Here is a 24,730-nt window from a genome sequence, read left to right as displayed (position 1 = left end):
CAGCATGCGAAAGTTTAGGATGCATGACCTACACCCCCTTCCCGGTATTCCACACCTGCGTGGAGGCCGTCACCCAGTTAAGCCCGCATATCATTCGCATCACCCTGGCTGGACCCCAGTTGCGCAACTATGCGGCACACGGGTTGGACCAACGCATGAAAATAGTGTTGGAACTGCCCGAGGGCGGATACGGTGATTTCGGCATCCTGGATGACCCACCACCGGGACTCAACCAGTGGTATGCCAAATGGCGGATGTTACCGGCTGACCAGCGCAACACGATCCGCACGTTTACCGCCAGCGGCATCCGACCGGCACAAGAAGAAATCGACATCGACTTCGTGGTGCATACTCCTGGCGGTCCAGCATCACAATGGGCCCAACAGGCCACACCGGGGGACCGGCTACTGGTGGTGGGCCCGGACTCACGGGCCGAAGACTCCACCGGCGGCATCGACTTTCGCCCGGGTGCCGCCAAGAGAATCCTGCTGGTTGGAGACGAAACCGCATTCCCGGCCATCCGCAATATCCTGACCAAAAGCCAACCCGAAACCCAATACCACGTCTTTTTAGCATCGGAGATGGTCCAGGACGCCCAAACCGTACAGCAGACCGGACCCAACCAGTACATGCACCGCGTGACTCCTGCTGATGGTCAGTTAGCTGTCGATATCCACGAGTGGGCCTTGGCTCAGCAGCCTGCAACGCCGGGGTTCTACGCCTGGATCGCCGGCGAATCCGGGGTGGTCAAACAGTTGCGACGCCTGTTGGTCAACGACCACCACGTACCCAGAGAAGCGATTACTTTCAGCGGCTATTGGAAACGAGGTCGAGCCGAACATTGAGCCAAGAAGTCGTTCTTGCCCCCACCATTCGGGGTGCCGTCCGAGACATTCTAAAACGCAACCGCTCACGCCACATAGCCGCCAGTCTGCTGATCATGGGGCATCAAAGCTGCGAAGCCCTCATCCCACTGCTGATCGGTCTGACCATTGATACCGCCATATCCGATGCGAACCCGTGGTGGCTGCTGATAGACCTGGCACTGCTGACACTCACGTTTCTGGCACTCACCCTGTGCTGGCGGTGGGCTTCCCGATACGGTTTCGGCAGTACCATTAATGAAGCACACCGGATGCGCGGCCGACTCTCACAACACTTCCTCGCCGGACGGGGTAACCCGAAACTCACTCGCGGCCAACAGTTATCGCTGGCCACCTCGGACGCCGATCTGGCGTCCCAAACCATTGACTATTCCTCTGCACTATTTGGTGCCGGTGCTGCGCTCGCAGTGACCTGTACTGTGCTTTTAAACGTCAATGTTGGTCTTGGCATGATGTTGATTGTCATCGCCGTGGTCGCCACGCTGGTGCTGGAACGCATCTCCAAACTTATTACCCGGCGGGTTGCGGCCCAACAACACTCCCTTGCGCAGGCTACCGGATGGGCCACCGATGCGCTGAGCGGATTGCGAATACTCCACGGCCTCAACGCCGGCAGGGAAGCGGCCCACCGCTACCGTCAGCGCAGCCAGCAGGCCGCCGTCGCTGGCATTCGGGCCGGTAACGCCCAGGCTATCCAACAGGGGGCCAGTACACTGGCCGGCAACGTGGTCATGGTCAGTGCCGTGATTGCCGCAGGCCTATTTGCCCTGGACGGCCAGATCAGTATCGGCGGCTTTGTGACCGCCGTGGGTGCCGCACAATTTATGACCGAACCCCTGTCACATATCGGACATTTCCTCCAACTGCGAGCCACCACCCACGCGGGTCTACAACGCATCATTGATGCCAGCCACACCCCATCCGATCTCGACCCCAACCCTGCCAACAGCCCGCAGCAAGGGGTATCGTCCACCACGGCTAACCCGGCCATCCGGGTCCAAGTCGGCGAGTTCATTGGACTGGTCGGGGATGCGGCTGCCTGCACAGCACTGCACTATGAGCACCGGGTAGAAGATGCCCGGGTGCACGCCGAACCAGCCGAGGTGGATCTGTTTGCTGGCACAGTTGCCCAGAACCTGCGTCTGGGGGCTATCGCACCGCTCCAATCCGATGACGACCGGATGCGGCAGGCCCTACATGCGGCCCACGCATTGGAATTCGTTGCGGCCCTGCCCGATGGCATCCACACACCCATCCGGGACCGCGGCACCACCTTATCGGGTGGCCAACGCCAACGCCTTGCGCTGGCACGGGCATTATATGCTGACCCAGCAGTACTGGTCTTAGACCACCCCACCACCGGATTAGATTCTGCCACCGAGGCCGAAATCGCACCCCGATTAGCCCGGTTCAGACATGGGCCCCAAACACAACGCACCACCGTGGTGATCACGAACTCGCCGGCACTGCTAGCGGTCACCGACCGCATCATCTTTGCTAACCATGGGCAACCAACCCACACGGGGACGCATCAGCACCTGCTGCAAACCGTCACCGAATACCGAAAATGGGTGACCGCATGAATTCCACCAGCCATCAGTTGCCGTTGGCCACCGCCCGTCAAACCTTGGCCCTGCTGCGAAACTGCGTCCGCGGCCACGGCCTGCTGCTGTCCAGCGCGATCATGCTGAGTCTGGTGGCTGCCGCCAGTGGTCTGGTCGCCCCCTGTATCGTCGGGCACCTGATCGACAAGATCACAGCCGATGCAACGAATATCAACATGCTCAGCTGGGTGGGACCACTGCTTGCTGCCATGCTCATTGGCGGGGTGACCGCTGGTGCCGGGGCAGCAACCGTGGCCAGGCTCGGGCAGCATATTCTCGCCGGACTGCGCGAACAAGCCCTGGAACGCACCCTGCAATTACCTGGCGAACGGATCGAACAAGCCGGTATTGGGGACGTCGTCAGCCGGATCAGTGACGATGTTGCTGTCATCGGCCGGACACTTGGTCCGCTACTGGGCCCGCTGGTGAGCGCAGTCCTGGCCATCGTGCTGACCCTAGGCGGCCTCATTGGTTTGCACCCGGTCTTAGCGCTGGCCGGACTATGCGCCCTCCCGGTGTACTATTTCGCGCTGCTTTGGTACTTGCCACGTGCCACACCCCGTTTTGCGCAAGAACGTCAACTCTTTGCGGTTCGCGCAGAAACGGTGATCGCGGCACTGCGCGGGACAGACACCGTTGACGCCTATCAAGCTCAGGAACACTTTGCTGCCCAAATTGATGACTCCTCAAATACCGCCAGGCTGAGCTCACGAGGTATTTTATGGTTTCGAACGAGCTGGAGTAAATGGTTAAACTGGGCCGAATACACCGGCCTGGCCATGATTCTGTTGACCGGCTACTTCCTGGTCGACTTCAACTTTGCCACCGTTGGCGCCGTCACCACTGCCGCACTGCTCTTCCACCGGCTTTTTAACCCCATGAGCATGGTTGTCAACAGTCTCAATGACATTCAATCCGCTGCGGCGTCACTCACCCGCATAGCCGGACTCGCCAACATGCCCGATCAGGTCGCACCGGTCCAGTCATTGCCCTCCGCAGTTGTGCGGCCAGGGCAAGTGCAAATCCGTAACCTAGATTTTGACCGTCAACACACCCGCGTGCTGCACGATATTAATCTTGATATCCAACCCGGTGAACAAGTCGCTCTGGTCGGCCCCAGTGGCGCAGGGAAATCCACGTTGGCATTGCTGATCGCCGGCTTGCTAGTACCCGAAAGCGGGCAAGTGCTGGTGGGTGACGATGCGACCGGTGGATCGACCCAAGCAACCTCGGTGGGGTTGGTAACCCAAGAAACCCATATTTTCACCGGATCTCTGACCGAGAACCTCACCCTGGCTTGTCCCGATGCCACTGAAGCACAACTCTGGGAGGCTGTGACTGCGGTGGCAGCCCAACCGTGGGTTGTAGAACTGCCTGCTAATCTCGACACCCTCGTGGGAGATGGCGCGCATCAACTCAGTGCTGTCCAAGCAGCACAAATAGCGTTGGCACGAGCGTATCTGGCCAACCCGCAAGTGCTCATTTTGGATGAGGCAGGTGCGGAATCAATTGTGCGTTCCTCCGGTGTCCTGGATCAGGCCATTACTCAAGTACTTCGAGGTAGAACCGGAATCATCGTTGCGCACCGGCTCAACCAGGTGCTGTCCGCGGATCGAATTATCGTCATGGATGAAGGTCGTATCGTTGAGTCGGGAACCCACGATGAATTATTAGCGGTACAAGGCCAATATCAGCGACTCTGGAATGCTTGGAGTTCGATCCCTGAATCGCCGTTGTTTTCCACCACTCGCGCCCAACGTGAACCCAAACAACAGGGCTGAGTAATAGCTGCCCGACCAAGCAGGAGCGTCGCTAATGACCACACCGACCAAAGCCTCTACCTCTTTCACACCATGAATTTTCATGTGACGACGCAGTGTGCGGAATGACGACCATCCGCAAGGCGTTGTACCGGATATGAATCTTCGTGATATCCCCATCAAGACCATGGAGGGAACCGAGACTTCCCTCGCAAACTTTGACGACAAGACCCTGCTAATCGTCAATGTCGCTTCTCGATGCGGGCTGACGCCCCAATATGCGACGCTGGAGCAGCTGCAACAGAAATACGGTGATAGGGGACTGCAGGTGCTGGGGTTCCCAAGCAATCAATTCCTGCAGGAGCTGCGGTCAAATGCGGCCATTCAAGAATTCTGCTCCATAAACTACGGCATCACGTCCCCGATTTTTGAGCCCATCCGGGTCAACGGTCGGCACGAGCATCCCATATACACTCAACTCAAAAAGACTCCGGACTCAGAAGGCAAAGCGGGCAGAGTGAAATGGAACTTCGAAAAATTTCTTCTTGGCCCTTCGGGGGAGATTCATCGGTTTCGGTCCCGCACCACCCCGGATGCTCCAGAGGTGATCAGCGCAATCGAAAACAGCCTAACCCCAAGATGACACAATTCTCGAAATTAGTTTTTCTCAACACCGTTGGGGCTGACGGGCAGTTCTCTTCGGTATGCCCCGATCGCAGCCAAACAGTGAGCGTGCCTTGCCGTTTCTCTGTGAGTGGAAGGTCACCGAGTACTATTAAAGGCCATGATGACTACAAATGCCACCAGCATCAGATGATTCAAACATATTTGGTGTGTGTTCACGTGAGCGTATGCTCACAGGGTTGCCACGTCTTGTCGAGGTCGGCTCGCTCGCAGTGACCATAAACTGGTCTTAAGGCGTGCTTACCTTTGAATAGTTATGGCAACGGCCGGCGACTATCTGTAGTAAAAGACTATTCGGCCAGCACGTTCCAGGAAAAGTCGCTCGGGCTTTTCCAAGTGCTCAGACTGTCATTGGAGTCAAAGAATCAGCGTAGTCGCCCAACTCTTCGAAAATCCTCTTGTTATAGCCGAAACCAAAACCAGCTTCCTCGATGAACGTTTCTTCCTGTTCGACCGTTAGCCCGAGTCGGTTCAGCTGGTCTCGATATGCATCTTTATACAACTTTGGTTTTTCGATCGATTCGAAAGTGTACATGTTGAGTTGATGATCTGGAACTTGATAGTGCCGTTGCATCAAACGCGCAATAGCAAGGCCCCCGGAAAGGTCGCCTAAGTAGCGCAAGTAGTGGTGGGCTGTCAGCCGTGCAGGATCGTTTGCAACCTGGTGAATACGCTCTACATACTCGACCGTAGCTTTCATCGGCACAAGTGCGCAGGACAGTCCAGTTTCTGGTAGCAGCGTTGCCAAATCACGTTGAATTGCTGACCGGCGGTCAAGCTTGGGATCCAATAATGCTGTGACTCCGGGGAGAATTGTCTCAGTGCGCAGTGTTTCTGCGGCAGCGTCCAACGCCTCGTAAATGAAATGATATTGCGAAACGAGGAGTGCGTAATCCCGGACGGAGCGCTCTCCACCCATGAGCCCAGTAATAAACGATGCTGTCTCAGCAGATCTGTGGTCTTCCGCCGTGAGCTGTCGTACCCGCGACGCCAATGAATGTGAGTCTTCTGAACGTGGCATTGAACCTACTTTGGTGTGTATCGGACGAGGCCCGCAGAAAAATTGCTTCGGGCATATATTGGGTCTTAGGTTAGCCTACCTTTAATCAAATGAGAACCCCCATCATATTCTCACCGCGTCAAGCATGATCGTCGGGTGACAATGGGGCTGAATTTGGGCCTGCTTCGGGGACGGCTGGTCGTCTTGCTGTTGCGTCAGCAAACTTTTAGGAGCGTGAATTTTGGGTGCTATTTTCAACGCTCTCATTCATATCACACAATTGTGCTTGTATTCAGTGTTTATTCTTCGCAGTTCTGACCGTCTTCCACTCTCACGACCCGGCCGATGTAACAAAACGCCCAAATCTTACCTTTGGTTGTCATCGCTCACAGAGGAACGTATAGTGATCCGTTAATTAGGTAAGGCGCGCCTTAGTGAATAAGTGTAACAACACCGGGTCGTCCAAGTTTGGTGTCGTTGTCGTGCTGTAATTCCCTCCAGGAATCATGACCTTAGATTTTTGTGTCCAATCATCTACACCTAAAAGAAGGAAACGTACATATGACAGTTACGTCAATGCATGACCCATTACCTGGGCAGCATGCTTCGAAAATGAAGGGTGCAGTAGGTCTTATGACCGCTGCAGCCTTAGCGATGGGTGGCCTTTTAGCTGTGTCAGCCCCGGCGAAGGCAGCTGGCGATAAGGCGATCACTGCTGAAGTGACCGAAGTGCCGAATGAACGCATTGAGGTGGCAATTGAAGGCACGGGCTTTGACGATGTGTCCGCACTTCCGGGCCAGTCAGCGCCTGGCACGTATCTAATGGTTATTGATAAAGCTGCTGATCTCGCAGATGTCACGGATACCGCGACCTCGATTTCCGCGATAATCGACGAAGAGGGAAATTTCTCGGATTTGCTTAATGTGCCCGTCGCTGAGCTGGAAGAAGGCTCAGAGTACGAGGTCATTGCATGGCCAAACCGTTCGTTCCCGACCGAAGCAAACATGTTTGCCCGCACCGATATTGACATTGACTGGGACGTCCTGCTTGATCGTCCAGCCGGCGACGAGAACGGTAATGAGGACGAGGATACTGAGCCTTCGATTAGCTTTACTGCCAAGGCCTCTCAGGTAACTGAAAAGGGTCTGGAGATTGCGATTTCGGGGTCCGGTTTTGGTGAGGTGCAGGCGTTACCTGGTCAGGCTGGTCCTGGTGCGTACTTCACGTTGATTGAACAGGGTTCGGATCTTGGTGAGGTTAGCGACACGGATACTGCTATTTCGGCGTCGATTGACGACCATGGCAATGTTGACGCGGTTTTGACCGTTGATGTTGACAGTGTCGATCCTGAAAAAGACTACGAAGTCATTTCTTGGCCGACTCGTTCTAATCCTTCCGAAACCAATCTGTATGGTCGTGCTGCCCTCGAAATCAACTGGGATGAACTCGACATCCCAGATAACAACGACGAGGACCAAGACGAAGACGAGGAAACTCCAGAGGTAAATCCTGAATTTACGACTTCCGTAACCGAAGTTGCCGATGAACGTATTGATATTGCTATCGCAGGAAAAGGTTTTGACGCTGTCGAAGCTCTTCCTGGTCAGGGGGTCCCACTGGCCTACTTCACGTTAATCGAGAAAGACTCAGAACTTTCTGCAGTCGGACAGGATGCTACCGCGGTATCCGCTGTAATCGATGAAAACGGTGAACTGGAAACCGTATTGAGCATCGATGCTGAAGAACTGGACGCTTCGAAAGACTACGAAGTAATTTCCTGGCCATCCCGTGCAATACCATCTGAGGAAAATCTCTTCGCCCGTGCTGACGTCACCATCGATTGGGAGGCACTTTTCCCGGTGCCAACCCCAGGAGATGAGGACGAGGATACTGACACTTCGATTAGCTTTACTGCCAAGGCCTCTCAGGTAACTGAAAAGGGTCTGGAGATTGCGATTTCGGGGTCCGGTTTTGGTGAGGTGCAGGCGTTACCTGGTCAGGCTGGTCCTGGTGCGTACTTCACGTTGATTGAACAGGGTTCGGATCTTGGTGAGGTTAGCGACACGGATACTGCTATTTCGGCGTCGATTGACGACCATGGCAATGTTGACGCGGTTTTGACCGTTGATGTTGACAGTGTCGATCCTGAAAAAGACTACGAAGTCATTTCTTGGCCGACTCGTTCTAATCCTTCCGAAGCCAATCTCTATGGTCGTGCTGATCTCGAAATCAACTGGGATGAACTCGACATCCCAGATAACAACGACGAAGACCAAGACGAAGACGAAAACGGCAATGGCGGTGAGAACGGTAACGATGACGAAGACGAAGACGAAACCGGCAACGGGAATGACGATACCGATGACAACAACGACATCACTGTAACCGTTAACGATTCTTCTGATGCTTCCGTACGGCAAGGCGACGAGGTCACCTTCTCGATTGCTCCTGTTACAGCGGGAACTGCGTTCAACGTGACTGTGCAGTCTGATCCAATTGAACTGGACACCGTTACGGCTGACGAAAGCAACTCTGCGTCAACCAGCTGGACCGTCCCGGAAGATTTCGAACTCGGGGAACACACCGTGACCTTCGCTAACGATGATCTCGGTTCATTTGCCGGCACCTTCACGGTGATCGCAGCAGATGCTCCCGCTGGCAATGACGGCGACGATACCGGCAATGGCACCGATACCGATACCGATAGCGATGGTGCTGTTACGACTGCTGGTGACCAAACCGGCGGTACCCAAAGCGGACTTGCAACCACCGGTGCAAGCATCACCATGGCAGCAATCATTGCATTGCTCATGGTTGTGTTCGGCGCCATGATCGTGGCTCATAACCGCAAACGTGCAATAACTGAAACCCAGAACACTTCAGTGTAGTACTGCACACCTACGTCCCGGGCGATCCGCCGGCGTCATAGCGACGTAAGCGGATCGCCCTGCGGGCGTTCTCAAGCTTTTCTACCGCATACAGGCTTTTCAACTCAACTCCACCTCGAGGAGGACGATGACTATGGGGCGAAATACCATGTCCCTAAGCATCATCCGCAGATCAATAACGCTGCTTCTAACGCTGCTGGTAGCAATTGGTTCCGGTTCGATGCTCATGGCCACTGCTTCCTGGGCAGACCAAACCAACACATCAGAACATGACATGCAGAACGTTAGCGACGGAACACTAACGTGGGGTATCAACAGCGAATGGCGCAAATACATTACCGGTGGCATCGCTAACGGACACATTAAGGCAGAAGCTCCAGCAACCGTGGATGACAACCACCGTGTTACCTGGACTGAAGCCACCGGAGAAATCAATCCAGTCGCCGGGACCGGGACGATCACCTACCGGGGGTCCATGCTGTCCCAAGGACATCAAGGCGTTGGAGTCCCCGAGGGGAGTTGGGCACTTGACCAAAAATTTACTGACATACAGATCACCCTGACCTCACCCACCACTGCCAAAATGTCGGCAATCGTGGATCAACCCGGCGAAGCCGGCTTTCCGCAATACAACCAGCAACGCGTAGAGATCGTGGATCTAGAATTTACCCATGATGAACTGCAGGCTGGGCAGGTCGATGCCAAAGCATTCTTTACTGAAGATGGTGCCGATGTTTTTGCACGCACCAATGAGAACTACCAGCCTGGCAAACAGGTGGATAACGTCAAATTTGGTATCGACCAGGCCGCACCACCCACGGAACCAGAAACACCAGTCAAACCAGCGGCTCTGGCAATCACGGCTTCATCATCGACGGTCTATGAGGGCGAAACTGTAACGCTCAATGCCACGGTAACGCCGCAACTCGCAGGCCGTGTCGAATTCAAGAATAGCGACGGTACGGTTCTGGCTGAGGCCGCAACCCAGCAGGGCAAGGCACAATTCAAAACCAACTCACTGTCTCGTGGAGACCACACGATCCGTGCAGAGTTCACCCCGGATAGTGCTGAGTACTCCACCGCGGCAAAGAATATTACGGTCTCGGTCATCAAAAAATCCTCAAGTGAAGGTGCCTCGAGCTCAGGCGTACAAGGCAGCATGGAGTGGGGTGTTAAAGAAAGCTTCCGGAACTACGTCACTGGCGGCATTGCGAACGGAAAAATTACCCCATCTGGCGGTGCCAAACAAGCCCGCGGCAACGGTGCCTTCACCTTCCCACAGGCAGACTCTGGCACCACCTGGAACGGGTCCAGTGGCAAGATCCAATATGCCGGTAACGTGAACTTTTATGGTCACAGCGGCGTCATGGATGTCACGCTGTCCAACCCGGTGATAGTTGTCGAAAATTCCAACTCCGCCACACTTCAGACAACCTCGCAAGGCAAAACCATCACTCTGGCCACCATAGATCTGGCCAAAGCTAAAAAACAGGAACTTGGCGGGGACGCTGTGCGATTCAGCAGTGCCCCGGTGAACCTACATAGCCAGGGCAAACAATTCTTCTCCCACGGCAGCAGTGAGTTCTATGCAACCGGTGAAGAACTAGACCGCATCACCCTGACCATTGGGGAAGGCACCAAGCACGGCACCGCTAAGCCGCCGGCAGCTTCACCAAAATCTCAAAGCAACGCCTCGTCCAACGATTCGTCAACACCCGCGGTAGCCGAAACCTCTGGTGAAGGCTCTGCGGCCGGATCCATGAAGTGGGGTGTCTCAGACTATTTCGCCGCATATACAACCGAGAAAGCTGGTTCCTCAAGTTGCCCCACCCCAAGTAAACACTGTGCTGGCGGACAGATCGAAACCAGCGGCGTCGGTAGCGGTTGGGTATTCCCACAGGCTACCGGTGGTGACTGGGACGAGGAAAACCAGACGGGCACCGTGAACTTCTCGGGTGTGGTCAACTTTAAAGGCTACGGGATGAGCATGTTCCTGGTCTCGAACCCATCTATTACCGTGCAGGATGCCTCCACGGCCACCCTGCACACCGGCAACAACACCAGCCACGGGAAGGCTTCCTATCCACTGGACCTTGCCCAGGGAACAAAAACGGAAAATGCCAATGGTTCGGTGACCTGGTCGAATGTGCCGGTCAACGGTTCTCTTGCGGGCGTGAGTGCCTCCCAGAGTATCGACCTGGATCCGGTGACATTTACCGTGGGCACGGCAAGTAACGAATCCTTTGGGACCAGTGCCGCAGGGAGTGGCGAAGATGACGAATCCCAGTATGAGGCAGCCGATACCCCTCCAACAACCGAAGGCCTCGAGGTTTTGACACCCGAAGACCAGATCCGCCAAGGCGGTCGCATCAAGATCAAAGCAGAGGGCTTCGATGCAGAAGATAGTGGCGTGTTGGCTGTCCTCTACGAAAATTCCGATGGGGCAGAACCCATCGTGCTCGATGATACGGCCGTTGCCGACGAACACGGCACGGTTGAATGGTCGGGCACATTGCCCAGTGATGCCACCGGTGAGCACATCATCACCCTGCAGGGTAGCAGTGATGCCGGAGCCGAAATCGACATTCTGCTGGCCCGCGCAACCGCAGCCATGGACACGACCGTGCCCACCAGTCCGAATACGGCCAGTAGCGACGTATTACTGGCGCTGACCGGAATGCAACCGTGGGAATGGTGGGCCAGTGCCGGAAGTCTCCTATCGATTGCAGGGTGTTCAACCTTACTCGTAGCCCGGCACCGACGAATGCAAGCAGGGTCATTGACGGATGGCTAAACCCGTATGTCGACACAACAACATTACTCAAGGAGAAATCGTGAGGATTCCAAACGTCACAGCACGTTTGTCCAAAGCACTGCTTCCGGTGACGCTTGGCGCCGCACTACTGGCAGCCCCATCCATTGCCTTTGCCGATCAAACCACCGAAGCCGAGACCGCAGAGGCCGGATTGTGTCAAATAACCAATGCAACACTGGACTGGGGTGTTAAGGAAAGCTTCCGTGCCTACATCTCTGGCAGCATCGCCAACGGCTCGTGGGACACCTCAGAAGGTGCTTCATATGACACACCCCATTTCACCTGGTCTGACGGCAGTGGTGCGTACGATCCAGCAACAGAAACCGGTGACATCACCTTCGAAGGCACTGTGCAGTTTACGGGCCACGACGGTGTGCTAGACCTAACCATAGCCAACCCGACCTTCGAATTTGAAGGCGACGGAGAAGCCGCACTGTTATTGGACACCATAAGTAATGACATGGATGGTGATGTAGCCGTTGACGCAGACCAACAGTGGGTGGGCGAAATCAGCCTGGATGAGGACATCTCACCGGATGATGGTTCGGTACAACTCACCGACCTGCAAACAACGCTCACAAACTCGGGCGCTGCAGCCTTCGGCGGCTTCTACGAAGCTGGTGAAGCACTGGACCCAATAGCATTGAGCTTCGATATGGCCGACTGTGACTCCGCGACGGCAACAACCGATGAACCCGATGTCCCGGAGAACGCTGAGGATGTGGTTCAGCCGGAACCCACGATTATCCCGGCGCCGCAGCTTCCCTGGTTACCCATCAGCCTGGGCGGACTGGCCCTGTTAGTGATTGGCTTTACCATCGGCTTCTTTGTCGGCGGACGAAAACCTCAGCGGACCAGGCAACGCCAGCATGGCTCTGATGAATTCGACGAGATGATGGGGAATAACTAATGCGCGGTACTCGAAGAACATCCCAGCTGACCGCCACACTGGCCACAGCCATAGTGGGACTCCTGTTTTTGGCTGGCTGTAGCAACACCGGACATGGCCAAGCACAGGATGCTCCACAGCAGGATCTATCAGAAGTTGAAGTGCTAGAGGACCCTCGCTCGTACGAAGGTCCCTCAACGGCAGTGATTCCAGATGCCGTGATCGAACCAATTACTGAAAACCCGGACCAGTCGTTGCCCACCACCGTGACCTCCTACACCCAGGCGGGTGGAGAAGAACAGATCGAAATTACTGATACTTCGCGTGTTGTGGCATTGGATATGGCCGGTTCCATCGCTGCGTCAATATGGGCCTTAGGATTCTCGGACACGCTGGTCGGCGTCGACCAATCCACCACATTCGCCGGTACGGAAGACCTGGAGACCGTCACCTCCGGCGGACACACGGTCAATGCTGAAGCAATCATTGGACTGGCCCCAGACGTTGTGATCACTGATGGCTCTGTGGGACCTCGAGATGTCGTTGAGCAACTGACCGACGTCGGCATCACCGTCGTGTTCCTGGAAAATGAATCTTCCTTTGATGGTGCCCAAAACCTGATCCGCCAGGTCGCGGAAGTTTACGGTGCCACCGAAGTTGGTGAACAGCTGGCAACACAAACCGGACAGGACATCGAAGACAAGATCGCCCAGATTGCTGAAATTGCACCACAGGACGAGGACGAAAAGGTCAGGATGTTGTTCCTCTACCTGCGAGGAAACGCCGGGGTCTATTACATGTTTGGTTCTGAGTCTGGTGCGGATGATCTGATTTCGGCGCTGGGTGGCGTTGACGTTGCCAAAGAGCTGGGATGGGAAGGCATGAAGCCTATGACCGACGAAGCCCTGGTTGCCGCAGACCCAGATCTCATCTTGACGATGTCCGGCGGTATCGAATCTGTTGATGGTATTGAAGGCTTACTGGAAGAAAAACCCGCGGTAGCCATCACCACAGCCGGAGAAAATCAACGAATCGTCGATATGGAGGACGGCCAGATCTTATCCTTTGGACCTCGCTCAGCCGACGTGCTCGACGCACTAGCGCGCGCCGTGTACGCACCCGAGTCTGCTGATGCCGCCCGGGCAGCACAAGGCAACGAATAATGGCAGTAACCCAAGACATGGCCACCACCACAACTCCCGGGCACCGACCTCGACGAAAAAGGTGGCACCGCTTACCAACCAAGAACCTGGTAGTCGTGGTCATAACCGTCGTGCTGTTGGTGCTAGGTGTGGTGCTGTCTGCCAGCCTGGGCCAACTTCCGATCGGTGCCTCCCAGGTAGCCGGTACGGTGTTCCAGGCGCTGGGCTTTGATAATGGTGCGGCCCCGGATGATCGGCTTATTGAACAGACGCTGTGGCAGATTCGTTTTCCGCGCGTCATGATGTCACTGCTCGTTGGTGCAGCGCTTGCCGTCGCCGGGGGAGTCATGCAAGCCATCTTCGGTAACCCACTGGCCGAACCCGGGGTGGTCGGGGTGTCATCCGGGGCGGCCCTGGGTGCTGCCACGGCCATCACATTTGGTCTCACGTTTTTTGGGAACTGGACCGTCGCCGTGCTGGCGTTCCTCGGCGGATTAATCACCACGCTGATCGTCTATTCCACCGCACGGTCCCAAGGACGCACCGAAGTAGTAACGCTATTATTAACCGGCATTGCGGTGAATGCTTTTGCTGGTGCTGGCTTAGCGCTGATCAACTTCGCCGGAGACACCCAGAGTCGAGAACAGATCGTGTTCTGGCAACTGGGTTCGCTGAACGGTTCGCGTTGGAACGAAGTGCTGATTGTAGCTGTGGTGTCGGCCTTAGCCACCCTGCTGGCGCTGGGATTGTCATCGCAATACGATCTATTGTCTCTGGGGGATAGGACGGCGTCGCATTTAGGTGTGAAGGTCGAACGGCTCCGCATATTTTCAGTCGTCCTGGTGGCACTGCTAACCGGGGTTGGAGTCGCCTTCGTTGGGATCATTGCTTTTGTCGGACTCGTTGTTCCCCACCTGATCCGCATGCTGGTCGGCCCCGGCCACCGATGGCTATTACTGCTCTCGGTTATCGGCGGGGCCACCTTGATGGTCTATGCTGATCTGCTGGCAAGAACACTCATTCCAGCAGCGGATCTGCCAATCGGCATGCTCACCTCACTGGTGGGAGGACCGTTCTTCTTCTGGCTCATTCGACGTAACCGCCGCAAAGCAGGAGGCTGGGCATGACCGTCACCACCTCGACCACCACGGCATTAACCCTGGATGCAGTCAGTTATCAGGTTGGCTCGCACCGCATTATCGAAAACGTGTCTCTGGATGTCAACTACGGCGAAGTGCTGGCCTTAGTCGGACCAAATGGTGCCGGCAAATCCACGGCGCTCGGACTGCTTGCCGGTGATTTAAAACCAACCGCCGGTGAGGTTTCCTTAGACGACCGGCCGCTGGCCCGCTGGGAAGCCAAGGAGCTGGCACGGACCCGTGCGGTGCTCTTGCAGGCAAACCAGGTGGCCTTTTCCTTCACGGCCCAAGACGTCATCGATATGGGGCGTGCGCCGTGGATCGGTACACCGCAGGCCGACCAGGATGACGCTGCGATTGCACAGGCCGTTGCTGTTACAGATGTTGCGCATCTGCAGCAACGATCGTTTCCGACGCTCTCCGGTGGTGAAAAAGCCCGGGTGTCGTTAGCTCGTGTCCTGGCGCAGCGCACACGCATTGTTATGCTCGATGAGCCCACCGCTGCCTTGGATCTGCGGCATCAAGAAGAAGTGCTGCGGATCGCAAGAGAAATTGCACGCCAAGGGCAAGCGGTGATTATTGTGCTCCACGATTTATCGCTGGCTGCTGCCTATGCCGATACCATCGCCATCTTGCATCACGGGAAGCTGGCGGCCTGTGGCACACCAGGCCAGGTACTCACGGCCGAACGGGTGCAAGAGATCTATGGGACCGCCGTACGGATTATTCCGGACCCAGATACCGGACGGCCAGTGGTACTGCCACGACGGCAAGCATAGGCAAAACCGTCTCTACGGGACTCCCAGAATCCAGTATTTCAAGAACTTTCGTTAAACCCTTGCCTTCCTGCTGAGCCAGACGTATAGTATTCTCTGTAGCAGGTTAGGATACCCTAAGTGAATAACATTTACTCCTTGATTTTATTCAACTTGATCGTATTCCATGATCCTGCGTGGTGAGAGAAATAATGTCCCAAGACGAAGGGGAATGCCCGGTGACGACAGCAGCTACCGCAAGGATATGCACCGCTATGGCGCATATGCAGAAAGCGGACACTGTATTGGCTCGCCGGACAAATAGTGTTTTGAACTCCTTCTGCGTTAGCCCAGTTTCCTCTTTGATGGCTGCTAACAAGGAAGGGTACGGTGCCGATCACGCAGCGTTTTGTGAGCGCGCTGCAGGTGTCGAAAATGGTGGAGTTGGTGTTGTTGCGGATGACCAAAACACTTCCATGCACGGTGTTCTTGCATTTGTTGTGAGGTGCACAGAACGCCGTCGGGGGCATATGAGTCCCGTTTTCGATATGTTCGTTGATGCGAGCAATGAACATACCGTACCGTGCAGCAACCGGGTAGTCACCTCTCTGCCCTGATGCTGTGCGACCGCCGGGGCGGTCCGTTTTCATGATGAGTGGTGTTGAAAACGGATCGCCACGCGGATGACTCCTCAAAAGCTGGATGAACGATGTGCATGCGAAAATCACCACAAGCGCAGCATGCACGTCGTTCATCTTATTTAAGGGCTATTTTGCCTGCGATTTACTTGCAAGTAGTGCTATGCGTGCGTCTAACCCTGAAAACTTCATCTTGACAGTGCACAATAAAGGGAGGGCCATGTAGGCTTCAGTACCGAAGGAGTATGCTGTGTTTCAAGAACTCATGCCAGACCAACCTCGACAGAACTTGCGAGAATTCATTGATACGCTGCACGAGGGCGGATATAAAGTCACCGACGGGCACACCCCGGACCCAGTTCGCTGGGCAGTTTCACGAGCGGCTTCGCGCATGTTCTGTCAGAAAGGGCGCGGCTGGAACAGTGATCAAAAGAAACGCCAAGAAGATGCGTGGCCTGACAGATTTCGTGATGTCGCCTGGTCCTCTGGGTTGGTTCACTGTGTGCTATCTTTCACTCGGTGCTTTCGTGGTGTTCTTTTTTTGGGGCCACGCTTCGTCTCTAAACCAAATTGAAGATGCATGTTTCTTGGCTGGTGAACCCTATGATTCTGAGTATCGTCTTTCTCACGCTCCAAATACCTATTTTCCAATCAGCTACCCTTGCAACGAAGATTATGATTTAGTCTCCTGGTGGGTCAATCCCGTCGTGGCGATCTTTGCTGTTGTTTTGGCTTTCAGCCTTTTAGCGTTTGTTTTTACTTTAGGAAGGTTGGTGCGATCAAAAGTTAGATGGCGCAGTCCTCAACACTATGGTGGTTAAGTATATAGATTTGAGCGGTTAGAACCATTGAGACTAACCGGAATCGAGGTTATTTACGCTCAAGCTAAGAGTTCGTTCCGAAACGTTCTGTATTAGTTTCTTTATTTTTCTACGCTATGCAACTTTAATGCCTTCTCTGACGCTTGCTTGATGGTCACGATTCCACCCCGGACACTTCCACAGGATAGAAATTCTGACCCTCTGGAGACGACTCGTGGCCGACACCCCAAAGCTGCCCAAGCCAAAGCCCAAGGCTGCCTCGACCCCCAAAACTCCCAAGCCCCCGGAACCCAAAGCTGGCGCACCAGCACAGGTCAATCCAGCTGCCGACAAGCCCATGGGCACGACCAAGCTCTCCAAAGAGCAGCTGAACCAAGAGGAACAAGGTCTTGCGAAGCAGGCTGCTGAACGTCAACAGAAATCGAAGGGTGACTCAAAGAAGAAGTCCTCGTCTATGTCGGACCGCGCCAAGAAAATGGGCGGCAATGCACTAAAAGGCCTCGACAAAGCCGGTGAGGATGGGGGATCGAATAAAGACGACTCGATGGCCAAGCGCGGCGCTCAGCAGGTCGGCAAAGACGCTGCAAAAGTAGCATCGGGCGCGATCAAGGGGGCGATGAAGGGCGGCTGGGCCGGTGCCGGTATTGGCGCTGCAAAGGCAGTCGTGAAGTCCAAGTCCTTTTGGACTGTTATCTTGGTCGTCTTTGGAGGCATCACCCTCTTCCAAACAGTGATCAGCTCACTGTTGCTGTTTGGCCTATTCGGCGACACAGACTCTGGTCATGAATCCGCCTCTCGGAGAGATGCTGGCGAATCAGTAGCCGAAGAAGCATCATCCTCCTATGGCGGTAACGCCACTGTTGAGCGGATGCTGCAAAACACAGCCAATACTGCGGGTGCAGACTTCTACGTGCTGTCCTCTGTCCTGGCCGAAGAAAATGCATCAACTGATGATGGTGAACGTCCCGATGACGGATGGTTCGGACTCACCGATGATGCCGTTGAAGAACTGGTCGTAGACACTCCTGGCGCCGAGCAAGAAGAAGACCTGGAGATCGAAGACGAAGCCCGGTGGGTTGCCGATGCCCTGTCTGCACAACAGCGCGAGGTAACCGGCACCGACGTACCTATGGACCTTGCCACAGGGTACACGCTGGCAGTTACGTCTGGTGGTCGGACACCTATTGAAGGTCAAGACGAACTTCGCGAACAGACATTTGATACCTGGATTGAAGTTGTCGAAACAATTCCCATCGTTGATGCGGATAGTAAAGCGCAATCCATCGTTGACCGGGCGCGCAACTGGAAGGTAGGTGGTGCTGAGTCAGGTGGCGGACCGATATGCACCCCTGGCGGTGGGGGAGGCGGAAGCGACTCCGTCAATATCCCCGATGAGTATTTGTCAGCCGTTGAGGATGCCGCGGCAGAATCAGGTTTTAGCACAAGCTTTATCGGTGCACAGATTCAAGCTGAATCAGGGTGGGACCCGAACGCACAGTCGCCTGTGGGAGCCATGGGCATCGCACAATTTATGCCTGGAACCTGGCCATCATTTGGTGAAGGTGGAGACCCCTGGGACCCAGAAGACTCTATCGCTGCCCAGGGCCGGTACATGAAGTATCTGCGGGAATTCATGGAAGACCATGCCGAGGATGAAGAGCATCTAGCTCAGCTTGCGCTGGCCGGGTATAACGCCGGTCAAGGTCGGGTGCAGCAGTACAACTTTGACCTCGATGAAATGTTCAAGCACGGAGAATTCAGGACGCAGACCAAGCCATATGTCGAAAAGATTCTGGCTGCATCTGAAGGCGACTACACCTCCGACTGTGTGCCTGGTGGCGGTGGTGATGTCCCAACCGGCAGCGTGACTGAGGCCTCTATGTATCTTGCCTGGGACAACATTGTTAGTCTGCCAAGCAGCATGGCTCACGGTTATGGTCGATCCGCTGCAAAACCAGAATTCGTTGAGGTATCGTCCGGGATCAACTCTGACTTCCATACCGCTTACTTCACCGACTGCGGCGTGTTCGTTGCTACCGTGATGCGCAGCAGTGGCGCCGATGAAAGTTTCCCCGTTCGAGGTACCGCAGTGCAGCAGTCGTATTTACGAAATAGCGACAAGTACGAGACTTTCTATCCGTCGAGCGAGGGCGATCTACAATCTGGTGACATTCTATTTTTGAATGGTCACATCTTCATCTATACCGGTGAGCGTCATACGGGTTCTGATGGTCGTTCACAGGGCGCGTCACTAAGCACACGTCCACCATCAGGCCACCACACCTACCTTTCTGACGGCAGGGGCGGGTACGAAGTCGCTCGTCTAGTGAATGCCGAATAGTGGGTATATTCAGTGTCCGGACACTGAGCATCTAAACACGTAGTATTTCCAACATTCTCCAAAGGAGGAGCAATGTCGAAGTCGATCAAGACATACTGGCCCATTGCTGGGATTATCGCAGTGCTAGCCGTCATCGTATTGGCTCTGCTCCGACCTTGGAGCACCCCTGAAACTGAGCTGACCTTTGAAGTATCGCCCAACCAGGTGGATGTCGTAGTAGGCGGTGAAGATATGGGAGAAATCACCCATGGGCAAGTGGTGACGGTAGAACTGTCAGGTGAAGTCATGGTTGAAGCATCTAGTGCAGGCTTTGAACCCGATTCCTTACCAATCACCGTGGAGCCTGGCGAAGCGCAGATCGTGCACGTCAGTCTGATCCCGTCATCGGAAGAAGCTGAAGAGCTTGTCGAGGAAGAGGAAGCGGTTAGTGAAGAGCAGATCGTGACTGAGGAGTACCACGAGCTTGCCGAAGATATGCACGACAAGCACCCTATCTTGCATGATCTGCCACAAGAGGGCAGCCATTATGGTGCCTATCAGGGTCTGCCAGAGGGTTCTTCAACTCATGACTTTGGTGTTCACTTGCACCTCTATTCCGGCCACGAAGATAAGGGCCGTGAACAATTCCACACCTGGATGGAAGGCACTGGATATAACCCCGGCGACTATCTAATTGTGGAGACCGTCAAGGATGAAGCACCTCCGGTTGCAGCAGGTGACGGACCTTCGTGGAGTGAACTGAAAGCTATGGGTCCACAAGACATTTCGGTGCCCAGTGACGCCTCTGCTAAAGGTCTGTCTGTCGATGAACTTGCCTTGCACTTTGTCGAGGTCTCAACGACCTGGGACGCCGGAGAAGACATTCACCACACAGACGGACTCATCCGGTCCAAGCCCTTAATGACCAGCGCGCTAGCTGACACCGTGCAAACACCGCACCGCCCAACGCCGTCTGAATCTTGGTGGACAGCATATGAGCACAGCGCGAAGTCCTACCCATGGATTATCGAATATGAAGCACTGGACCACCAGAACGACAGCGCAGTGGACATGAGCGTGTGCTGGGCGTGGATTGCCGATGACATGGAGCCAGTCATTGATGGACCACGCACACTAGAGGCGACCATCGACACCACCGGTGAAACCAACGTCATCGATGACTTCCACTACGTGGACCCAGACGATTTCGTTGACAACTCCGGTAGCCCCTGTATTCCAGAGGACGCACCGTAACCATCTGAGCTTCTGCGCATAGCGCCCCGGTCATCGTCATGGTGGCCGGGGCGTTTTTTATGCCGCCCGTTTGCTGCGTACCCACTCGTAGACATCTTCAGGAAGGTACTTCACAGAGCGACCGCCATACCTCACAGGTGTCGGTCCAGTGCCGGCAGAGTTCCAGTTGCTCAATGTCTTTGGTGCAACATCTAAATACTCAGCAACCTCATCTCTGGTCATGAGTCGAGGGAGATCATGCTTGGTTATCTTCGGTTCTACTTTTGAAACAGCCATACATAGGTAGTGTCCGGCGTCTTTCCCAACACCGGTCACCGGGGGCACTATGATGGCCCCAGAGTGCTCTGTGGGGATAATGGACACTTTTACGAACACTTTATGAACACTTTTGAAAGGGCATCTTGAGGAATTTACAGGGGAGTAGCGGGTATTGTGGGGAAGGAATTTGGCGCAGTGCCACGCGCCTGTAGACATGAAGACATCAAATTCTACCGACTAAAGGAGACCACATGTCATTTGGTAAACGCGAACTAGACCGTACCCGCCCAGAAATCGATTTCCCGGGCGATACCCCGCCAGAAGAACTGGTGATCGAAGATATCATCGAAGGGACCGGCAAAGAAGTCATCGCTGGCTCACCTATCTCGTGCCACTATGTGGGCGTTGCATGGTCCACCGGAGCTGAATTCGATGCCTCCTGGAACCGCGGAGAACCACTGGACTTCACCGCGGGTGTTGGCCAGGTTATCACCGGCTGGGATCAGGGATTACTGGGTATGAAGGTCGGCGGCCGTCGTCGTCTCGAGATCCCATCCCACCTGGCCTACGGGGAAAATGGTGCCGGCAACGACATTGGTCCTAATGAAACCCTCATCTTCGTCGTTGACCTGGTGGAGGTTCGCTAACTGTGTCCCGTTCCGCGGAACGTATCGTTTCGCTGCTCTGGCTTCTTTTAGAAGCCGGAGCAAACGGACGCGCCAAAAATGACATCTTCAATTATCTCTACGATCACCAGAACACCACTACGGCGGCCAAGCAGCGCCAATTTTCTCGAGATAAAGAAGCGCTGACCGCCATTGGCGTACCCGTCCAGTGGCAGCAAAAAACCACCGCCGACGGCGTGTACCTGATCGATCGCGACCGGCTTTATCTCCCTGATCTCGCGCTAACCGATGATGAGATCATCGCGCTACACCAGGCGCGTGCCTTGTGGATGAAGACCCCAATTGAAGATGCCATCCACGCTGCGTTGACTCGTATGACAGCAGGCCAGCCTGCCAGTCCTCCATTCGTCGGCGCACAGCTTGCCTCGGGACAGTCCCTCCTCACAGATATCGTGGCGGCAACCCGAGAACAAGCACCTATCCGCTTTCGCTACCGCACCGTTGGCCGTGATGAGATCGTCAATCGACGACTGCGGCCATGGGCCGTATTTATGGCCCACCAACACTGGTATGTGGTGGGTTGGGATCTGGACCGCAACGACGAACGGATCTTCCGACTCTCCCGTATCGAGTCCAAAGCGATCACCTTGCTGCCGAACGACGCACTCGATGGACAACGAGAGTCATCGTTGCGGCCGCAACAGTTCAGCATAGAAGCTATTCGCGCACGCCTGCACACCGAACAAGTTGCCGCCGAGGCATACGTTTGGGTCGCCGAGAACGTCTCCTCGAGCTTGCGTATTCGCGCCGACGTCGTCCAGCATTCCTCCGGGTGGGAGCTGTTGCACTTTACCTACCGCGATCCGTTGAAGGTCGCAGCCAGCATCGCAGCACTGACCACCAATGCGCGCGTGGACCCGCAGCAGAGCGCCGAGCTCGCCGAACTTGTTGGCGACATCACCGCCATGGTTCGTGACGCCCATACCGGGGCCTCAGCGTTGTCCGTACCAAAACTGCTTAAAGTCACTCGCACCCGTCGTAGAACTGGTGACAGGGACGTGATTTCACGGCGTCTCGGTATCGTGGCCGTGGTGAACCAACACGGTGGAACAATGCCTCGAGAGCAAGTCTGTCAGCGCTTTAATATCGACGACGCCACGCTGACCGAGGATCTATCGGCCATGCAGTTTTGGGGAATGCCAGAAACTGATTTTGCCGGCGGACAGTTCGAAATAGATCCACATGCTGAGCCAGTTGAGATTTCCAACGCCGAGTTGTTGGCACAACCCTGGCAACTCTCCGCGCCAGAAGCCCTTGGACTGATATCGGGGCTCAACGCAGTTCCGACCATCCCAGGAATTAGCGCTGCACAACAGTCGGCAGCACAATCCTTGGGATCCAAGCTTCGCGAGGCCATCGATCTGGTTGATCCAAACGTAGGATCTGAAGATCATATTGTCCATCCGGATTTGAGCCTGGGGGAGGACGATGAGGTCGCCGAAGTACTCCACAAGGGAGCCCAACTACACCGAGTGATCCGCATAAGTTACTACTCAGAATCATCCGGTGGGATCAGCACTCGCGCTATTGAACCACTGCAGTTGCTCTATACCTCGGGGCACGGCTATGTTCATGCTTGGTGTCAAGAAACTTCAGGGCACCGCACCTTCCGTCTGGATCGGATCGGCTCAGCATCGATCACTGAGCTACCTTTTGACCCTGCTCGACGTCGAGTGTCTCAAAATACCATCGCACCACAGGTTACTAAAGAGGCACTTACCGTCATTGTCCATGCCACCCATCGTTATCGGGACGTCATGAATGCCTATCACCCGACGGCCACGGCCATCGCTGATGACGGCTCCATTTTCGCCCAGTTGGCGTTCCAAACCCTGACGCCATTGCTAGACTTATTAGCAACACACGCCGGACAGATCGTCGTAGTACAGCCCCAAGCAATACGCGAAACCATCTGGGAAATGATGAACGGCACTATGACGACTCTTCATGGCTCGGCCCGGTAAGTTAGATGGCAGCTGTACAATGGAGTCAGCTGTATAGAAAGGTAGACAATGAACATCTTCAGGTACCCGGTCATTCTTCTGGTGTTGGTTCTGCTGGCATTCTTGCTCTTTGGCGCCAATAAGCTGCCAAAAATGGCACGAAACATGGGTCAGTCGATGCGCATTCTGAAGTCAGAAGTCAAAGAAATGAAGTCCGATGGCAAGGGTGCGGAAAGCGCCAAAGCCACCAAAAACTCCGATGCTGAAGATGACGAATCGGCTGTCGAAGGCACCGTCATTCCTCAAAGCGAAAATTCTGCGAATTCAGACTCGGAAGAACAGCGTTCGAAGTAACTTATTGCCGAGTCCATGACTTCAACTGATCAGAGTTCCGCGTCGAAGAAAAAAGGACGCAAAAAGCGTTCAGACTCTTTCGAGGGACAGATGTCGCTTCGGCAGCATCTTCGGGAATTACGCAACCGGTTCTTCAAAGCTGGGCTTGCCATCCTTTTGGGAACGATAGTCGGTTTCATCGTCTACCAACCGGCTTTCAGCATACTGACTGAACCCATTACAAGCCTGTCTACCGAAGATGCACCCGTCGAAGTGATCTTCTCTTCTGTAGCACAGCCTTTTGACATCATGTTTCAGGTGGCTCTATTTATTGGGCTGATCCTTGCCTCACCGATTTGGTTGTACCAGATCTGGGCATTCATCGTGCCGGGTTTGCGAAAGCATGAGCGCCGATATGCCATGGGGTTCATCGCGGCCGCCGTACCACTGTTCATCGGAGGCATCGCACTCGGGTGGTTCGCGCTGCCGCAGGCTATGGCCTTCTTCACTTCGTTGACTCCTGACGGTAGTGCACACCGAGTTTTAGCAACCGTTTATATACCGTTTGTCACTCGGCTCCTGCTGGCGTTCGGCATTGCCTTGGTGATCCCCGTCGTCTTAGTCGGACTCAACATGGCCGGGATTTTAGAAGGCAAGACCATGCTGAAACACTGGCGCATCTCAGTGTTTTTGATCGCCGTCATCGCAGCGATGGGCGCACCAGGTTCGGATGTCATGACGATGTTCTATCTCGGTGCACCACTTGCTCTGCTCTTCGCACTGGCGCTTGGGATAGCATTACTCAGCGATCGTCGGCGGTCAAAGAAAATGGCCGCCCAAGGTAGTGCCGGCGAAGCGGAGATTCAGCGTGGGGCACAGCCACTGTCTGAAATTACTCGTGAGGACTAGCATTAGC

General features: G+C 55.0%; 20 protein-coding genes and 1 pseudogene. 18 read left to right on the top strand and 3 right to left on the bottom strand.

Annotated features, from left to right (window positions below; genetic code table 11):
* Positions 1–23: 23 nt before the first annotated feature.
* From L0H14_RS02300 to L0H14_RS02285, 4 genes are all read left to right on the top strand, one after another.
* Positions 24–845 (top strand): siderophore-interacting protein, encoded by an 822-nt coding sequence (locus L0H14_RS02300; protein WP_301417719.1) that lies wholly within the window; start codon positions 24–26, stop codon positions 843–845.
* Entirely contained in the window at positions 842–2,467 is a 1,626-nt protein-coding gene (locus L0H14_RS02295; protein WP_301417721.1) for an ABC transporter ATP-binding protein, read from the top strand. The genes L0H14_RS02300 and L0H14_RS02295 overlap by 4 nt, the downstream gene beginning before the upstream one ends.
* The gene (locus L0H14_RS02290) at positions 2,464–4,269 is read left to right on the top strand and encodes an ABC transporter ATP-binding protein (protein WP_301417723.1); all 1,806 of its coding nucleotides are present in this window, start codon (positions 2,464–2,466) and stop codon (positions 4,267–4,269) included. The genes L0H14_RS02295 and L0H14_RS02290 overlap by 4 nt, the downstream gene beginning before the upstream one ends.
* Positions 4,270–4,405: 136 nt before the next feature.
* Positions 4,406–4,891, top strand: a complete 486-nt coding sequence (locus L0H14_RS02285; RefSeq protein ID WP_301417725.1) for a glutathione peroxidase — start codon at positions 4,406–4,408, stop codon at positions 4,889–4,891.
* A gap of 381 nt (positions 4,892–5,272) precedes the next feature.
* Here L0H14_RS02285 and L0H14_RS02280 read toward each other — a convergent pair whose 3' ends face one another.
* Positions 5,273–5,953: a heme oxygenase (biliverdin-producing) gene (locus tag L0H14_RS02280; protein WP_301417727.1), complete on the bottom strand. Its 681-nt coding sequence runs from the start codon at positions 5,951–5,953 to the stop codon at positions 5,273–5,275.
* 540 nt (positions 5,954–6,493) lie between these two features.
* On the opposite strand from L0H14_RS02280, the gene L0H14_RS02275 reads away from it, so the two are divergent.
* From L0H14_RS02275 to L0H14_RS02250, 6 genes are all read left to right on the top strand, one after another.
* Positions 6,494–8,821 (top strand): hypothetical protein, encoded by a 2,328-nt coding sequence (locus L0H14_RS02275; RefSeq protein WP_301417729.1) that lies wholly within the window; start codon positions 6,494–6,496, stop codon positions 8,819–8,821.
* Between the two features lie 127 nt (positions 8,822–8,948).
* The gene (locus tag L0H14_RS02270) at positions 8,949–11,615 is read left to right on the top strand and encodes an HtaA domain-containing protein (RefSeq protein ID WP_301421353.1); all 2,667 of its coding nucleotides are present in this window, start codon (positions 8,949–8,951) and stop codon (positions 11,613–11,615) included.
* Between the two features lie 40 nt (positions 11,616–11,655).
* A complete protein-coding gene (locus tag L0H14_RS02265; protein WP_301417733.1) occupies positions 11,656–12,546 on the top strand; it encodes an HtaA domain-containing protein in 891 nt (296 codons plus the stop codon).
* Positions 12,546–13,688 carry a hemin ABC transporter substrate-binding protein gene (locus L0H14_RS02260; RefSeq protein ID WP_301417734.1) on the top strand — a complete coding sequence of 381 codons (1,143 nt, stop codon included), beginning with the start codon at positions 12,546–12,548 and terminating at the stop codon, positions 13,686–13,688. Before L0H14_RS02265 ends, L0H14_RS02260 begins: the two co-directional genes overlap by 1 nt.
* Entirely contained in the window at positions 13,688–14,794 is a 1,107-nt protein-coding gene (locus L0H14_RS02255; RefSeq protein WP_301417736.1) for an iron ABC transporter permease, read from the top strand. Before L0H14_RS02260 ends, L0H14_RS02255 begins: the two co-directional genes overlap by 1 nt.
* On the top strand, positions 14,791–15,585 hold the full coding sequence (locus tag L0H14_RS02250; RefSeq protein WP_301417738.1) for a heme ABC transporter ATP-binding protein: 795 nt from the start codon (positions 14,791–14,793) through the stop codon (positions 15,583–15,585). Before L0H14_RS02255 ends, L0H14_RS02250 begins: the two co-directional genes overlap by 4 nt.
* A 128-nt stretch (positions 15,586–15,713) precedes the next feature.
* Here L0H14_RS02250 and L0H14_RS02245 read toward each other — a convergent pair whose 3' ends face one another.
* Positions 15,714–16,316: a hypothetical protein gene (locus tag L0H14_RS02245; protein WP_301417740.1), complete on the bottom strand. Its 603-nt coding sequence runs from the start codon at positions 16,314–16,316 to the stop codon at positions 15,714–15,716.
* A 148-nt stretch (positions 16,317–16,464) separates the two neighbouring features.
* On the opposite strand from L0H14_RS02245, the pseudogene L0H14_RS02240 reads away from it, so the two are divergent.
* The 4 genes and pseudogenes from L0H14_RS02240 to L0H14_RS02225 all read left to right on the top strand — a co-directional run.
* Positions 16,465–16,557 (top strand): annotated as a pseudogene (locus L0H14_RS02240) (polyphosphate kinase 2); the annotation flags it as partial.
* Between the two features lie 64 nt (positions 16,558–16,621).
* Positions 16,622–17,020 (top strand): hypothetical protein, encoded by a 399-nt coding sequence (locus L0H14_RS02235; RefSeq protein WP_301421354.1) that lies wholly within the window; start codon positions 16,622–16,624, stop codon positions 17,018–17,020.
* Positions 17,021–17,234: 214 nt separating this feature from the next.
* Positions 17,235–19,361, top strand: a complete 2,127-nt coding sequence (locus tag L0H14_RS02230; protein ID WP_301421352.1) for a lytic transglycosylase domain-containing protein — start codon at positions 17,235–17,237, stop codon at positions 19,359–19,361.
* Positions 19,362–19,433: 72 nt separating this feature from the next.
* The gene (locus L0H14_RS02225; protein ID WP_301417744.1) at positions 19,434–20,594 is read left to right on the top strand and encodes a hypothetical protein; all 1,161 of its coding nucleotides are present in this window, start codon (positions 19,434–19,436) and stop codon (positions 20,592–20,594) included.
* Positions 20,595–20,651: 57 nt separating this feature from the next.
* Here L0H14_RS02225 and L0H14_RS02220 read toward each other — a convergent pair whose 3' ends face one another.
* Positions 20,652–20,816 carry an AlpA family transcriptional regulator gene (locus L0H14_RS02220; RefSeq protein ID WP_301417747.1) on the bottom strand — a complete coding sequence of 55 codons (165 nt, stop codon included), beginning with the start codon at positions 20,814–20,816 and terminating at the stop codon, positions 20,652–20,654.
* A 287-nt stretch (positions 20,817–21,103) separates the two neighbouring features.
* Between L0H14_RS02220 and L0H14_RS02215 the strand changes: the two genes are divergently transcribed.
* From L0H14_RS02215 to tatC, 4 genes are read left to right on the top strand one after another with little or no spacing between them, the layout of a single operon-like run.
* On the top strand, positions 21,104–21,499 hold the full coding sequence (locus L0H14_RS02215) for an FKBP-type peptidyl-prolyl cis-trans isomerase (RefSeq protein ID WP_301418853.1): 396 nt from the start codon (positions 21,104–21,106) through the stop codon (positions 21,497–21,499).
* Between the two features lie 2 nt (positions 21,500–21,501).
* The gene (locus L0H14_RS02210) at positions 21,502–23,502 is read left to right on the top strand and encodes a YafY family protein (protein ID WP_301418851.1); all 2,001 of its coding nucleotides are present in this window, start codon (positions 21,502–21,504) and stop codon (positions 23,500–23,502) included.
* Between the two features lie 48 nt (positions 23,503–23,550).
* Positions 23,551–23,835 (top strand): Sec-independent protein translocase subunit TatA, encoded by a 285-nt coding sequence (tatA, locus tag L0H14_RS02205; RefSeq protein WP_301421350.1) that lies wholly within the window; start codon positions 23,551–23,553, stop codon positions 23,833–23,835.
* A 15-nt stretch (positions 23,836–23,850) separates the two neighbouring features.
* On the top strand, positions 23,851–24,723 hold the full coding sequence (gene tatC / locus L0H14_RS02200) for a twin-arginine translocase subunit TatC (protein WP_301418847.1): 873 nt from the start codon (positions 23,851–23,853) through the stop codon (positions 24,721–24,723).
* Positions 24,724–24,730 lie beyond the last annotated feature (7 nt).

Source organism: Yaniella sp., assembly GCF_030453185.1.
GTDB lineage: Bacteria > Actinomycetota > Actinomycetes > Actinomycetales > Micrococcaceae > Yaniella.
This window is presented reverse-complemented; position numbering and strand designations above follow the sequence as displayed.

What these genes read in the sequence shown, in the direction of transcription:
- L0H14_RS02215 (WP_301418853.1), top strand. Translation starts at nt 21,104, where the DNA reads ATGTCATTTGGTAAACGCGAACTAGACCGTACCCGCCCAGAAATCGAT.
- L0H14_RS02220 (WP_301417747.1), bottom strand. Translation starts at nt 20,816, where the DNA reads ATGACCAGAGATGAGGTTGCTGAGTATTTAGATGTTGCACCAAAGACA.
- L0H14_RS02270 (WP_301421353.1), top strand. Translation starts at nt 8,949, where the DNA reads ATGACTATGGGGCGAAATACCATGTCCCTAAGCATCATCCGCAGATCA.
- tatC (WP_301418847.1), top strand. Translation starts at nt 23,851, where the DNA reads ATGACTTCAACTGATCAGAGTTCCGCGTCGAAGAAAAAAGGACGCAAA.
- L0H14_RS02260 (WP_301417734.1), top strand. Translation starts at nt 12,546, where the DNA reads ATGCGCGGTACTCGAAGAACATCCCAGCTGACCGCCACACTGGCCACA.
- L0H14_RS02280 (WP_301417727.1), bottom strand. Translation starts at nt 5,953, where the DNA reads ATGCCACGTTCAGAAGACTCACATTCATTGGCGTCGCGGGTACGACAG.
- tatA (WP_301421350.1), top strand. Translation starts at nt 23,551, where the DNA reads ATGAACATCTTCAGGTACCCGGTCATTCTTCTGGTGTTGGTTCTGCTG.
- L0H14_RS02250 (WP_301417738.1), top strand. Translation starts at nt 14,791, where the DNA reads ATGACCGTCACCACCTCGACCACCACGGCATTAACCCTGGATGCAGTC.
- L0H14_RS02285 (WP_301417725.1), top strand. Translation starts at nt 4,406, where the DNA reads ATGAATCTTCGTGATATCCCCATCAAGACCATGGAGGGAACCGAGACT.
- L0H14_RS02255 (WP_301417736.1), top strand. Translation starts at nt 13,688, where the DNA reads ATGGCAGTAACCCAAGACATGGCCACCACCACAACTCCCGGGCACCGA.
- L0H14_RS02225 (WP_301417744.1), top strand. Translation starts at nt 19,434, where the DNA reads ATGTCGAAGTCGATCAAGACATACTGGCCCATTGCTGGGATTATCGCA.
- L0H14_RS02300 (WP_301417719.1), top strand. Translation starts at nt 24, where the DNA reads ATGACCTACACCCCCTTCCCGGTATTCCACACCTGCGTGGAGGCCGTC.
- L0H14_RS02275 (WP_301417729.1), top strand. Translation starts at nt 6,494, where the DNA reads ATGACAGTTACGTCAATGCATGACCCATTACCTGGGCAGCATGCTTCG.
- L0H14_RS02245 (WP_301417740.1), bottom strand. Translation starts at nt 16,316, where the DNA reads ATGAACGACGTGCATGCTGCGCTTGTGGTGATTTTCGCATGCACATCG.
- L0H14_RS02290 (WP_301417723.1), top strand. Translation starts at nt 2,464, where the DNA reads ATGAATTCCACCAGCCATCAGTTGCCGTTGGCCACCGCCCGTCAAACC.